Origin of the sequence: Citrobacter sp. RHBSTW-00017 (genome assembly GCF_013797615.1) — a bacterium.
Taxonomy (GTDB): Bacteria; Pseudomonadota; Gammaproteobacteria; order Enterobacterales; family Enterobacteriaceae; genus Citrobacter; species Citrobacter braakii.
In genome coordinates, this window is record NZ_CP056899.1 from 4,596,088 (window position 1) to 4,609,659 (window position 13,572).

General features: G+C 51.0%; 11 protein-coding genes. 7 read left to right on the top strand and 4 right to left on the bottom strand.

Annotated elements, in window-relative coordinates; translation table 11 throughout:
• The first annotated feature begins 204 nt into the window (after positions 1-204).
• The 5 genes from HV037_RS22205 to pmrB all read left to right on the top strand — a co-directional run bounded on the left by HV037_RS22205 (position 205) and on the right by pmrB (position 5,970).
• Complete coding sequence (locus HV037_RS22205) at positions 205-966, top strand: AraC family transcriptional regulator (RefSeq protein ID WP_047416011.1); 762 nt, start codon at positions 205-207, stop codon at positions 964-966.
• A gap of 127 nt (positions 967-1,093) precedes the next feature.
• Positions 1,094-2,431, top strand: a complete 1,338-nt coding sequence (adiC, locus tag HV037_RS22210) for an arginine/agmatine antiporter (RefSeq protein ID WP_016155410.1) — start codon at positions 1,094-1,096, stop codon at positions 2,429-2,431.
• A gap of 145 nt (positions 2,432-2,576) precedes the next feature.
• Positions 2,577-4,214: a phosphoethanolamine transferase EptA gene (gene eptA / locus HV037_RS22215; protein WP_103284308.1), complete on the top strand. Its 1,638-nt coding sequence runs from the start codon at positions 2,577-2,579 to the stop codon at positions 4,212-4,214.
• A gap of 4 nt (positions 4,215-4,218) precedes the next feature.
• Positions 4,219-4,887 carry a two-component system response regulator PmrA gene (gene pmrA / locus HV037_RS22220; RefSeq protein ID WP_016155408.1) on the top strand — a complete coding sequence of 223 codons (669 nt, stop codon included), beginning with the start codon at positions 4,219-4,221 and terminating at the stop codon, positions 4,885-4,887.
• Positions 4,888-5,970, top strand: coding sequence for a two-component system sensor histidine kinase PmrB (gene pmrB, locus HV037_RS22225; RefSeq protein WP_016155407.1), 1,083 nt, complete (start codon positions 4,888-4,890; stop codon positions 5,968-5,970).
• Here pmrB and pmrR read toward each other — a convergent pair.
• Both pmrR and proP read right to left on the bottom strand, forming a co-directional pair.
• Positions 5,964-6,053, bottom strand: coding sequence for an LpxT activity modulator PmrR (gene pmrR / locus HV037_RS22230; protein ID WP_016155406.1), 90 nt, complete (start codon positions 6,051-6,053; stop codon positions 5,964-5,966). The two genes, pmrB and pmrR, sit on opposite strands and share 7 nt — an antisense overlap.
• 82 nt (positions 6,054-6,135) lie before the next feature.
• Positions 6,136-7,638 (bottom strand): glycine betaine/L-proline transporter ProP, encoded by a 1,503-nt coding sequence (gene proP, locus HV037_RS22235; RefSeq protein WP_016155405.1) that lies wholly within the window; start codon positions 7,636-7,638, stop codon positions 6,136-6,138.
• A gap of 699 nt (positions 7,639-8,337) precedes the next feature.
• Here proP and kdgT point away from each other — a divergent pair.
• On the top strand, positions 8,338-9,336 hold the full coding sequence (kdgT, locus tag HV037_RS22240; RefSeq protein ID WP_016155482.1) for a 2-keto-3-deoxygluconate transporter: 999 nt from the start codon (positions 8,338-8,340) through the stop codon (positions 9,334-9,336).
• A gap of 30 nt (positions 9,337-9,366) precedes the next feature.
• On the opposite strand, the gene HV037_RS22245 is transcribed toward kdgT, so the two are convergent.
• Both HV037_RS22245 and crfC read right to left on the bottom strand, forming a co-directional pair.
• A complete protein-coding gene (locus HV037_RS22245) occupies positions 9,367-10,260 on the bottom strand; it encodes a diguanylate cyclase regulator RdcB family protein (protein WP_103284309.1) in 894 nt (297 codons plus the stop codon).
• Entirely contained in the window at positions 10,257-12,614 is a 2,358-nt protein-coding gene (crfC, locus tag HV037_RS22250; RefSeq protein ID WP_103284310.1) for a clamp-binding protein CrfC, read from the bottom strand. Before crfC ends, HV037_RS22245 begins: the two co-directional genes overlap by 4 nt.
• A 539-nt stretch (positions 12,615-13,153) precedes the next feature.
• On the opposite strand from crfC, the gene HV037_RS22255 reads away from it, so the two are divergent.
• A complete protein-coding gene (locus HV037_RS22255; protein WP_003031835.1) occupies positions 13,154-13,489 on the top strand; it encodes a zinc ribbon domain-containing protein YjdM in 336 nt (111 codons plus the stop codon).
• The last annotated feature ends 83 nt before the right edge of the window (positions 13,490-13,572 follow it).

Below are 13,572 nucleotides of genomic sequence, written 5' to 3' on the forward strand. Positions count from 1 at the left end.
CGCGCTTTTTTTATACGCAAATATCACGTTTCCACTTGCGTAAAAAAAAGTGTACATAAGAAAATTCCCACCAAACATTGTAATTAATTTCAGACACGTTATTTTAATGCGGTCCTGGATTCATCATACAATTTCAATTTAGCCGATATGGTTCATCTGATGGTGAGCTACGGTGTTTTATGTTCATATTCCTGGAGTTTGGGTATGAGGGTTTGCAGCAGAGCAGCTTGTGTTGTTGTATTAACGGAGAAGGATGTTTGGTTAAGGATTAACGGTAAAGAAGCCATCAGCTTAAAAGCTAATCATATGGCGCTGGTAGCATGCGATAATAATATTATCGATTTCTCATCACTTAATAACGCACTGGTCGTACATATCAGCCGTGATATCATTAAAGACTATCTACGTTTTTTAAATAAAGACCTTTCACAGATCCCACTCTGGCAACGCAGTGCCAACCCAGTGATGACCGCCGTCTGTCTGACGCCGGATGTCTTCCGGGTGGCTGCCCAATATAGCGTAATGGACACAATGGACGAAGGTGAAAGTGTGCGCATGCGCTCGCTACTGTTCACGGTGTTATCACGCTTTCTCGGCAGCAAAAAGTTTATTTCTCTGCTCATGCATATACTACGCAGTCGTATCAGCGACAGCGTTTATCACATTATTGAGAGCGATATACATAAAGACTGGAATTTAAGCATGGTTGCCAGTTGCTTATGCCTGAGCCCCAGTTTGTTAAAGAAAAAGCTCAAAAGTGAAAATACAAGTTACAGCCAAATAATTACCACGTGTCGCATGCGTTATGCCGTCAATCAATTATTGATGGATGGCAAAAACATTTCCCAGGTCTCTCAACTGTGCGGATATAACAGTACCTCGTACTTTATTTCCGTATTCAAAGAGTTCTATGGGATGACACCTCTGCATTATGTCAGTCAACATAGGGAGCCATCCGCTGCCTGATTTTTAATCAGTTAGCGATAAGCCATAATAATATCAGCATTAGCGATACCCCCAGTCCGCCATCATAAAATAGTCTTCTGAAGAGGTATGATAAGTCGTCATTTATCCTTATCAGGAGTTACTAAATATGTCGACGGATGCTGATGCTCACAAAGTGGGCTTAATCCCCGTCACCCTTATGGTGTCGGGGAATATTATGGGTTCCGGTGTATTCCTGCTACCCGCAAACCTTGCGTCAACTGGCGGGATTGCAATCTACGGATGGTTGGTCACTATTATCGGTGCTTTGGCGCTGTCGATGGTGTACGCGAAAATGTCGTCCTTAGACTCCAGTCCCGGTGGTTCTTACGCTTATGCCCGCCGCTGTTTCGGTCCTTTTTTGGGCTACCAGACCAACGTCCTGTACTGGCTGGCTTGCTGGATTGGTAACATCGCCATGGTGGTTATTGGCGTCGGTTACCTGAGCTACTTCTTCCCCATCTTAAAAGATCCGCTGGTCCTGACGCTGACCTGCGTCGTGGTGCTGTGGATCTTCGTGCTGCTGAACATTGTCGGACCGAAAATGATCACCCGTGTACAGGCCGTCGCAACGGTACTGGCGCTGGTGCCAATTGTCGGTATTGCCGTCTTCGGCTGGTTCTGGTTCCGGGGTGAAACCTATATGGCGGCATGGAACGTCAGCGGCATGAACACCTTCGGTGCGATTCAAAGCACTCTGAACGTAACCTTGTGGTCATTTATCGGCGTGGAAAGCGCCTCCGTCGCGGCAGGTGTGGTTAAAAATCCCAAACGTAACGTGCCTATCGCCACCATGGGCGGCGTGCTGATTGCCGCCGTTTGCTATGTGCTCTCCACCACGGCGATTATGGGTATGATCCCTAACGCGGCGCTGCGTGTTTCAGCCTCCCCGTTCGGTGATGCCGCACGCATGGCGCTGGGTGACACCGCTGGGGCGATTGTCTCCTTCTGTGCCGCGGCCGGGTGCCTGGGTTCCTTGGGCGGCTGGACGCTGCTTGCCGGGCAAACCGCCAAAGCGGCAGCCGATGACGGCCTGTTCCCACCGATTTTTGCCCGCGTTAACAAAGCCGGTACGCCGGTAGCCGGGTTAATTATCGTCGGCGTTCTGATGACCATCTTCCAGTTCAGCAGCATGTCGCCAAACGCTGCGAAAGAGTTTGGTCTGGTCTCTTCGGTCTCCGTTATCTTCACGCTGGTGCCGTATCTGTACACCTGCGCCGCGCTGCTGCTGCTCGGCCATGGTCACTTTGGTAAAGCGCGTCCGATGTACTTACTGGTGACCTTTATCGCTTTTGTTTACTGCATTTGGGCCGTTGTCGGTTCCGGTGCCAAAGAGGTGATGTGGTCATTCGTCACACTGATGATCATCACCGCGCTGTATGCACTGAACTACAATCGGATCCATAAAAACCCATATCCATTGGATGCTCCGGTAAACAATAACTAACGCAAACAGTCGTCGTTGCCCGATGGCGTAAGTTCATCGGGCCAACGCCGTCCCCCGCGATTCCTGAAATCAACATTAAGAACTTAAGGTTAGCTTAATTTTACTTTGAGAGGATTTGTACCACTTAGTCGATGGAACCCCCTTAATGTTAAAGCACCTGTTTAAAAGACCCACTCTTGGGCTAATCAGCTGGCTTCTCCTGATCTCATTTTATCTTGCGACTTTCCTGAACATTGCGTTCTATAAACAAGTGCTGCAAGCCCTGCCGCTGGATTCCGTGCGTAACGTGCTGGTGTTTTTGTCGATGCCGGTCGTCGCTTTCAGCGTCATGAACATTGTGCTGACGCTGGCCTCATTCCTGTGGCTTAATCGCCTGGTGGCCTGCGTTTTCATTCTGGTTGGCGCATCGGCCCAATATTTCATCATGACCTACGGCATCATCATTGACCGCTCGATGATCGCCAATATGATGGACACCACACCCGCCGAAACCTTTGCTTTGCTGACGCCGCAAATGCTCATCACGCTCGGAGTGAGCGGCATTCTCGCCGCGCTCATTGCCTGCTGGATAAGAATCAAACCGATCGCCCCGGCCATGCGCAGCGTACTGTTCCGTGGCGCGAATATTCTGATCTCCGCGCTGCTGATCGTGCTGGTCGCCGCGTTCTTCTACAAAGATTACGCCTCACTGTTTCGCAACAATAAAGAACTGGTGAAATCCCTCAGCCCATCCAACAGCATTGTGGCGACCTCTTCCTGGTATTCACACCAGAGGCTGGCCCACCTGCCGCTGGTACGCATTGGTGAAGACGCCCATCGCAATCCGTTGATGGTGAAAGAAAAGCGTAAGAACCTGACGATTGTGGTGCTCGGCGAGACCTCACGCGGCGATAACTTCTCGCTGTCAGGCTATTCGCGCCAGACCAACCCGTTGCTGGAAAAAGATGATGTGGTCTATTTCCCCCGCACCACATCCTGCGGAACGGCAACGGCAGTATCTGTCCCCTGCATGTTCTCGGGTATGCCACGCGCGCACTACGATGAAGAACTGGCGCAGCATCAGGAAGGCGTGCTCGACATTATTCAGCGGGCGGGAATTAACGTTCTGTGGAACGATAACGACGGCGGCTGCAAAGGGGCATGTGACCGGGTACCGCACCAGAATATGACTAAGCTGAACCTGCCAGGGCAGTGTATTGACGGGGAATGCTACGATGACGTGCTGTTCCACGGGCTGGAAGAGTACATTAATAACCTGCAAGGCGACGGCGTGATTGTGCTGCACACCATCGGCAGCCACGGTCCGACCTATTACAACCGCTATCCTGCGCAGTTCAAGAAATTTACGCCAACCTGTGACACCAACGAAATCCAGACGTGTTCACAGCAACAGTTGGTCAATACCTATGACAACACCATTCTTTACGTCGACTATATTGTTGATAAAGCAATCAATATACTGAAAGAGCATCAAGATAATTTCACCACCAGCCTGGTCTACCTTTCCGATCACGGTGAATCCTTAGGGGAAAATGGCATCTATTTACACGGCCTGCCATATTCGATTGCGCCAGATACGCAAAAACATGTGCCGATGCTGCTGTGGCTCTCAGAAGATTATCAGCAACGCTATCAAGTCTCTCAGACATGTTTGCAAAAACGGGCAGGCTCAGAGGACTTCTCACAGGATAATCTCTTCTCAACCCTGCTGGGATTAACAGGCGTGCAAACACAGAAATATCAGGCGGCAGATGATATTCTGCAACCCTGCCGGGGAGGCTAAACGAATGAAAATTCTGATTGTTGAAGACGATACGTTGTTATTACAGGGACTGATACTCGCCGCGCAAACAGAAGGCTATGCCTGCGACGGCGTATCAACGGCCCGTGCCGCGGAGCAGTGTCTGGAGACCGGCCATTACAGTCTGGTGGTTCTGGACCTGGGCTTACCGGATGAAGACGGCCTGCACTTCCTGAACCGCATCAGACAGAAAAAATACACCGTGCCGGTGCTTATCCTCACCGCCCGCGATACAGTGAAAGACCGAGTCAGCGGGCTGGACGTTGGCGCCGATGACTATCTGGTCAAACCGTTCGCACTGGAAGAACTGCATGCCCGCATCCGGGCGCTGCTGCGTCGTCATAACAATCAGGGTGAAAGTGAACTCATTGTCAGTAACCTGACGCTGAATATCGGTCGTCGCCAGGTGTGGATGGATGGACAAGAGGTTATCTTAACGCCGAAAGAATACGCACTCCTGTCGCGCCTGATGCTTAAAGCGGGCAGCCCGGTACACCGGGAGATCCTGTATAACGACATCTACAGCTGGGATAACGAACCGTCGACCAATACGCTGGAAGTGCACATTCACAACCTGCGGGACAAAGTGGGTAAATCACGTATCCGCACAGTCAGGGGATTTGGCTATATGCTGGTTGCCACTGAGGAAAGCTAAGTGAAGCTACTGCAATATCTAAAAAAACCGCTCCCGCTGCGTCATCGCCTGATGCTGACCATCGGTCTTATTCTGCTGGTCTTCCAGTTGATTAGCACCTTCTGGTTGTGGCACGAAAGCACCGAACAAATACAGCTATTTGAGCAGGCGTTACGCGAAAATCGTAACAACGATCGCCACATCCTGCATGAAATCCGCGAGGCCATCGCCAGCCTGATCGTCCCCGGTATTTTTATGGTCAGCCTGACGCTGCTGATTTGCTACCAGGCAGTGCGGCGTATTACTCGCCCGCTGGCGGATCTGCAAAAAGAGTTAGAAACGCGGGCAGCCGATAACCTTGCTCCGATTGAAGTTCACAGTTCAACCGTTGAGATCCAGGCGGTCGTCTCAGCGCTCAACGAGCTGGTGACGCGGCTGACGAGCACCATTGAAAACGAACGCTTATTTACCGCCGATGTCGCCCACGAACTGCGCACCCCGTTGTCAGGCGTTCGCCTGCATCTGGAATTACTGTCCAAAACCCATAAGGTCGACGTTTCACCGTTAATTGCCCGCCTTGACCAAATGATGGACAGCGTGTCGCAACTGCTGCAACTCGCCCGCGTAGGACAGTCGTTCTCGGCCGGGAGCTACCAGCACGTCAAACTGCTGGAGGACGTGATTTTGCCCTCCTACGATGAACTCAGCACCATGCTGGACCAGCGTCAGCAGACGCTGCTCCTACCGCAAAGCACGGCGGACGTTGTCGTACGTGGCGATGCGACGCTATTACGAATGCTGCTGCGAAATCTGGTGGAGAACGCGCATCGTTACAGCCCGGAAGGCACCCATATTACGATTAGCCTGAATACAGAGCATGATGCCGTTATCGCCGTCGAAGATGAAGGCCCAGGCATTGATGAGAGTAAATGCGGGGAGCTGAGTAAAGCGTTTGTGCGTATGGACAGCCGTTTTGGCGGGATTGGGCTGGGGCTGAGCATTGTCAGTCGTATCACCCAGTTACATCACGGGCATTTCTATTTGCAAAATCGTCAGGGAACCACCGGCACTCGCGCTTGGGTGGAATTAGCGAAAGGTCAGTAAGAACTCACCCAAACGTACAAAAAGCTGCTGACGATCAGCACGCTGCACACGGTGGTCAAACTTTCATAAATGCGGTTTTTCATGACACTCTCCTCCGATACTCTGGAGGAGAGTTTGCCTGACACAGATTAAGCCAACCTTAAGTGGATATGATAAATCACATGATTACTCATCAATCCGCGGATGCTGCTGCACCAGGCGCGTACGCTTAAGCTGCAGCTCAGCAATTTCCTGATCGATATCTTCGATTTTATGCTCAATATTATCGTAGTGCTCGCCGAGGAGCTCTTTCGCTTCATGAATATCCGAAGCGGCAGGCGTAGCCCCCTTCAGCGGCTGATTAGCCGTCTCTTTCATGGTCACGCCGGTAATTAAACCTATCACCGCAATCACCATCAGATAATAAGCAGGCATCATCAGATTCTGCGAGCTTTCCACCAGCCATGCGGCCAACGTCGGTGTCAGACCGGCGACCAATACCGAGATATTAAACGCTGCGGCCAGGGCACTGTAGCGAATATGCGTCGGGAACATCGCTGGTAACGTTGACGCCATCACCCCGGTAAAGCAGTTGAGGATCACCGCCAGCATCAGCAACCCGGCGAAAATCAGGCCGATGACGTTACTGTTAATCAGAATAAATGCCGGAATAGCCAGCACAAACAGCGCAATACTACCCATAATCACAAACGGACGGCGCCCGAAGCGGTCGCTGAGCAGACCCATCACCGGCTGCACAAACAGCATACCAATCATGATGGCGATAATAATCAGCACGCCGTGGTCTTCAGAGTAATGCAGGTTATGCGACAGGTAGCTCGGCATATAGGTGAGCAGCATGTAGTAGGTGACGTTGGTGGCAATCACCAGACCAATACATGCCAGCAGGCTGCGCCAGTGCCTGGTCGCAATCTCTTTAAACGACACCTTCGGACCGTCCTGCAGTCCCTGACGATCGCCCTGCTCCAGTTTATCCACGTGCTGCTGGAACGCCGGAGTCTCTTCCAGTGCATGACGCAGGTACAGGCCAATAAGCCCTAACGGTAGCGCCAGGAAGAACGGAATACGCCAGCCCCACTCAAGGAAGTTTTCTTCGCCGACGATAGTTGAGATCAGGACTACCACGCCCGCACCCAGCACAAACCCGGCAATCGAGCCGAAGTCCAGCCAGCTGCCCATAAATCCGCGCTTACGGTCTGGCGAGTACTCTGCGACAAAAATCGACGCCCCGGTATACTCTCCGCCGACCGAGAACCCCTGCGCCATTTTACACAGCAACAGCAGAATCGGCGCCCAGATACCAATCGAGGCATACGAGGGAATGAGACCGATACAGAAGGTACTTATCGACATAATCACAATGGTGATAGCGAGGATCTTCTGACGACCGTATTTATCGCCAAGCATACCGAAGAACAATCCGCCAAGCGGTCGAATCAGAAAGGGAACAGAGAAGGTGGCAAGTGCAGCAACCATCTGTACGCTGGGGTCAGCCCCCGGGAAGAACACTTTACCTAATGCGTAAGCAACAAACCCATAAACACCAAAATCAAACCACTCCATCGCATTACCTAACGACGCCGCGGTAATGGCTTTTCGCAGTTTACCGTCATCAATGATGGTAACGTCGCGCAGCGTAATTGGTTTTATTTTTTTCCTTTTTAGCATACTCGTCCTCATAGACTTAGCCCTGTCACGCTACAGATCGAGTCCCTCAACGCCCCTGCGTCAAGGTCATCACCGAGCGGGGAATGCACAGACGCATTCCCTGTAACAAGCGTAGCAGGTTTACTTACACTGACGAGAAACGAGCAGTACAACCGAACCTGTTGACGCCTGATTGGGCGGTTAATGACCTCTTTACCCTAACAGTGTTTAAATTTGTGATCAACTTCACATATAGATTTCCATTTCGTCAACATGCGTAAATCAGGTCATTCTTAGTCAACTTTTTTACATGTAATGCTTGCGATTTTCTGGCAATTAAATACAAGAATAAATCGCTTTGTTGCACCAACAATCACAACAGTCACTATTATTCTGCTAGGCAAAAACCCACCTAATCTCTTCACAAAAAGATCACAGCTTTTTTAATTATCAGAGCACTCAGGAAATTTTGCTCGGAATATGTGATGAAGATAACTAAAACATCGTTTTATTTTGATTGAATCAATGTTCCCATGAATGCAAACTAATTCCAGACGCAATATCCCTGGGAGCAGCAACACGCTCAACGTATGCCGCGTTAGATTTTATAAAACAAAGAGATAGCTGTTTTCTTTGTTAAGAAACACCAGTAACCATTTGAATTTATTAATTTTTACTTCCTTGCGCGTGTATTACCTGCGACAAGAGATGAGGACGCTTATGAAAATTAAAGCCACGATTGAACGCATCCCTGGCGGAATGATGTTGATTCCTCTGTTATTAGGCGCAGTGTTAAATACGTTAGCTCCGGATACCGGCGCGTATTTCGGTTCGTTTACCAAAGGAATGATCAGCGGAACGGTGCCGATTCTGGCAGTGTGGTTTTTTTGTATCGGTGCATCTATTGATTTACGGGCAACCGGCACGGTATTACGCAAATCCGGCACACTGGTATTAACTAAAATAGCCGTGGCATGGGTAGTGGCAATGATTGCTGCTTCATTTATTCCTGATACCGGTATTCAAACCGGGTTCTTTGCCGGTCTTTCGGTACTGGCAATTGTTTCAGCGATGGACATGACCAACGGCGGTTTGTACGCCAGCCTGATGAACCAGTACGGAACCAAAGAAGAGTCTGGCGCATTTGTGTTGATGTCTCTGGAATCCGGTCCGTTAATGACCATGGTGATCCTCGGCTCCGCGGGTCTGGCTTCCTTCGAACCACACCATTTTGTCGGCGCGGTATTACCGTTCCTGATTGGTTTTGCGTTGGGTAACCTGGATCACGATCTGCGTTCCTTCTTCAGCAAAGCCACGCCGGTGCTGATCCCGTTCTTCGGCTTCGCGCTGGGCAACACGATTAACCTGAGCGTCATCGTTGATACGGGTCTGCTGGGCATCCTGCTGGGCGTCGCGGTTATCGTCATCACCGGTATTCCGCTGATTATTGCTGACCGCGTTATTGGTGGCGGGAACGGTACGGCAGGCGTAGCAGCCTCTTCTGCAGCAGGCGCTGCAGTGGCAAACCCGGTGATTATCGCCCAGATTAACCCGGCATTTGAACCGGTTGCCGCATCCGCTACGGCGCTGGTTGCCGCCAGCGTGATAGTCACCGCGATTCTGGTGCCGATTATCACCGCGCTGTATGCCAAACGTTTTAATAAAAACCCGGTCGTCAATGAGACGGCGGCTACCCCGGCAGACTCCCTGCACCACTAAACCTGCCTTTATCCCACTCACCGTTCCTGCTCAATTGATGAGCGGGGACGGTGCAAAAATCTCCTCAACCATCGCATCAACCAGCCGCTTCGCCGAACACAATCTCGGCATGCCCAACGCCACATTTTGCCAACGCTGCGTCACCGACCAGCTCACCGGATGACGCTGCGCGTCGCACCAGTCCCCGAGCCAGCTCAACATATCGTTGTGCTCAGCCGAGCCGCCAACAACCGGCGTGCTGAGCCAATGATGATAGTAATGACGCGTGGCGGGGGCCGCATTCACGCTGTCTGCCAGCGCCTGAGCAGCCATCGTTCGCAGGTTGTCTTTTAGCATTGACACCACATCGGCATTTGCTAACCGGCAGGCGTCACCAAAGGCTCCCCAGCGCAGCTCCTCTAACGCCACAAAACAGCGTCCAGGTAACGACCAGCCGTCATACGCGCCAGCCCGCCAGCGGGTAAAAATTTGCTCGCTATGTTCGCCCGCTTGCACCGTCAGGCCGCGTTGCGTTACTGCCTTCTCTTTATAAGCGCCGCGCTGGGTAAACCAGTCAGCGAGTGAATTTATCTGCTGCAGAAGACCGGGCGTGGAGAGTCCACGCGGGTGTTCGGTTTGTTGTAAAAACATCAACCCTTCGGCGATCCGTACCAGCGCCAGATGGCCCGGATCGATCATGCCCGCCAGTTTTTCCACCAGTTTTAGACGCATCACCAGATGCTCGCTGGACACACCTGCCAACACCCATGCTCGCAGTTGCGTCTGGGATAGCACCTCCTGCGTCAGACGCGCACGCAGCCGCTGCTGCTGTTGCAGAAAACCGCCGGAACGTTTGGTTTCATCTCCCTGAACCAGATCGACCATAAACTTCGGGTAGACACACTCCAGCGTCCGCCCGGGGCCTTCCAGTAACACGTTAGTCATGTGTGCTCGGTTGCAAAAAGGGTATTGATATCGTCGCGCAGCAAGCGGGAATCTTCATAAAGCCATGCCGCAGTCGTAATGCGATGCTGCAGTTGTTCGTTCAAGGCATTCACCGCAGATTCATTTTGCTGGCGCAGGGTCAGACTCTCACGCAGGCTCGCCTGTAATTGCGTCAAACACAGTGAAAAATCAGCAAAAAACGTGGCCATGCCTGCCGTAACGGAAATATCGACCTGCGCAGCTAAAGCTTTACGAATTTGTTGGCAAAACTGGGTGACATAGTGCACAAGGTTTTTATGCAGTGCGCCCATATCAATGAGATAACGCGTTTTTGTTTCGACGTACTCATTCCATCCCCAGTTGGGCTGATTCAACCAGCGAGAGAAGGTATCACGCACCACACCGCCAGTTGACGGCGCATTTTCCGCCGGAATATCCTGCTCAATGGCCTCGTTAAACAACTGGCGGGTGTTGAAGTTAAACATCGCCGCATGAAACGCCGGAAAACGGATCCGCGCACGAAAACCAGCGTGGTTCAGCTCCTCTTTCACCCGCTGCTCAATGGGGCGCATGGCGTCATTTAGCGCCCGGGACAGCGTCGACTCAAGCTGTTCAAAGCGCAGAGCTAAATCCCGACTGATGCTTTCCTGCGCTGCCAGCAAGACAACTTCACAGGACGAGCGCATTTTATCCAGCACGATTTTCGCCTGCCCTTCATCGTGCAACACCAGCATTTCTCCGGCCATTTCTGCCGAGGAAACGCCAGCCCCCTGGCCATGTTGTGACATCATCAGGACATTTTCTTTGATAAAGAACGTGTTGATGCCGCACAGAATCTCAGTCTGTTGCTCATTGAGATAGGCCGCGGCAGCCTCCAGCGCCAGCTCGACCTCATGACTGACTTCATCACTCACCCGCCCCTGACTCACTTCTAACTGCTGCATATCCTCTTCAATATGCGTGATGTTCAGCCGCAGTTTTTCATAGGCAACCGTTAACCCATGGGCGCGAAACTCCAGATATTCGTGCGCGCTTTGCGCATAGTTCAATAACTTATGCGACGCTGAGCGTAGCGCATACAGCGAAGCATTGGCGTAAGCGGCATGAATCACTTTCTGGATCGGCTGCTCAAACAGTGAATCCTCCCACAACAGATCGGCTGCATGGCGGATGTGCTCCGTATCCTCAAGATCGTTGGTGCACCAGCGTCGGCCAAGCGCCGCTTCGGCAAAATCCTGTACCCAACGTTGCACCTGGTGATCCGGCAGCCGCCCGCGAGCCATCAGCTCATGACGCGCCCTGTTCGCCAGATACCCCCACATCGAAGAAACCGGATAGATTCGCTCCGGGGCAATCCCACCTTGCATCAGCGTGCCGGAAATTAATGCCCGCACCTGCTCTTCATCGTCACTGTTGCGGTCTTTCTGATCGAATTTGTTCACCAGCGCATACAGCGGCACTGACTTGCCGACCGCCATGACAGCGTGGCGCACTTCTTCATCGGAAATCGATTTCAGTTGGGTGTAATCCATCACCACCAGTACCGCAGAAGCCCGCGCCAGCTGTTCATTCAGCATCTTTTGTAGATGCGGTTGCCCGGCCTCATTCGGCCCCGGCGTATCCAGCAGGGTTAATTGCCCAGGATAGCTCGCCTGACCGGCCAAATGGACAAATTCGACCTCGATAACCGGAATATGCTCAATCGCGGCATAGGCGGCAAAAGGAAAATCCACTTCCAGCGCTTTTGACAAACGCACCAGGTCATTCAGACTTTTAAGGCAATGGAAAATAGGCTGTGCGCCAAGATAATACCGCTCAAATGCCACGCCGTTTTCAATATGCTGCAGCAGAACATTCATATCCTTATCAATTTCCAGGGTCTGCGTAAGACGCTGGCGATCGCACTCGCGCACGCGCTGCTGTAAAACCTTCATTAAGGCATCGATAGGCGTGACATGTGAAAAATGCAACACCGGCTCTTTCTGCCCCGGCGTATGGCGAATTAACGTTGGTAGCGCCGTCATGGGACGATTACGATTAGGTAAAACTTCGGTCCCCACAATCGCGTTAATCGTCGTCGATTTTCCCGCTTTCATGGTACCGACAATCGCCAGCACCATTTCCAGACGCGTAATCTTACGCAGTTCATTATTGAGCGTTGCCTGCTGGACATCCATGCCACGCACGCTGAAATGCAGAGGCTGAACCACCTGTCTGCTATGCTCTCCTTGTTTTAGCGCGACATCATCCAACGACGTCATAGGCAATTTTTGCAATTGCCTGAGATGTTCAAGCGAGAGCATCAGCAAGCGTTCCGCTTCCTGACTTAATTCATATATTGTCTGTGTGTGCATGGAAAATTCTTCCTTAACGCAAATGGCATTACTTTTATTTAGCCCAATCGTTTTATTTATAGATTTTTTGGCTTTTATAATTACGTGTAGAAATAATTAAAATCAAAACAACCAACTGATATTATTAAAATAAATTTGGCGTATAACCGCTGGCCGGATGCCTCTCACTTATGTAATAAGTAAGAAAGATAAACAGCGTAGTTCAGTTTTAAAAAATACCCGCGTAATCCCCCTACTAAAATTAAGGGGGTCAATGATATTCAATCACAATGGCTTAGGCATCCGTAAGCAACGTTACCTATGAATATCAGATATTTCGCCTCACCTTATCTTAAATACCTAAGCGTAGCAATTTCCCTTAAAAAATATTCCGCCATACTTTCATTGAGGTAAAAGCAAAGGGTCTTTACAGCAGATCATTTTGCATAATCGCGCAGTAGTCCCGACAAAAGCAGGGATTTTATGTATAATTGCGGCCTTTTTCGGCAATCTGCCATTTTTGGGCGCATTTGCCCCTGCTGACTTTTGAGGAAATCCACATGTCATTACCACACTGCCCACAATGCAACTCCGAATACACTTACGAAGATAACGGCATGTTCATCTGCCCGGAATGCGCTCACGAATGGAACGATGCTGAACCGGCTCAGGACAGCGACGAACTGATCGTTAAAGATGCCAACGGCAACCTGCTGGCTGACGGCGACAGCGTTACCGTAGTGAAAGACCTGAAGGTAAAAGGTAGCTCTTCCATGTTGAAGATCGGGACCAAAGTGAAGAACATCCGTCTGGTTGAAGGCGACCACAACATCGATTGCAAAATCGATGGCTTTGGCCCAATGAAGCTGAAATCTGAGTTTGTGAAAAAGAACTGATGCAAATTGCCTGATGGCGCTATACGTCAATCAGGCCGACGCCAGCTCATCTGCCAGGCGGGAAGCTCATACTTCCCGCCTGG

Excerpts from the sequence above, each read along its gene's own strand:
- proP (WP_016155405.1), bottom strand. The coding sequence starts at position 7,638 with ATGCTAAAAAGGAAAAAAATAAAACCAATTACGCTGCGCGACGTTACC.
- pmrR (WP_016155406.1), bottom strand. The coding sequence starts at position 6,053 with ATGAAAAACCGCATTTATGAAAGTTTGACCACCGTGTGCAGCGTGCTG.
- adiC (WP_016155410.1), top strand. The coding sequence starts at position 1,094 with ATGTCGACGGATGCTGATGCTCACAAAGTGGGCTTAATCCCCGTCACC.
- HV037_RS22245 (WP_103284309.1), bottom strand. The coding sequence starts at position 10,260 with ATGACTAACGTGTTACTGGAAGGCCCCGGGCGGACGCTGGAGTGTGTC.
- eptA (WP_103284308.1), top strand. The coding sequence starts at position 2,577 with ATGTTAAAGCACCTGTTTAAAAGACCCACTCTTGGGCTAATCAGCTGG.
- HV037_RS22255 (WP_003031835.1), top strand. The coding sequence starts at position 13,154 with ATGTCATTACCACACTGCCCACAATGCAACTCCGAATACACTTACGAA.
- kdgT (WP_016155482.1), top strand. The coding sequence starts at position 8,338 with ATGAAAATTAAAGCCACGATTGAACGCATCCCTGGCGGAATGATGTTG.
- HV037_RS22205 (WP_047416011.1), top strand. The coding sequence starts at position 205 with ATGAGGGTTTGCAGCAGAGCAGCTTGTGTTGTTGTATTAACGGAGAAG.
- pmrA (WP_016155408.1), top strand. The coding sequence starts at position 4,219 with ATGAAAATTCTGATTGTTGAAGACGATACGTTGTTATTACAGGGACTG.
- crfC (WP_103284310.1), bottom strand. The coding sequence starts at position 12,614 with ATGCACACACAGACAATATATGAATTAAGTCAGGAAGCGGAACGCTTG.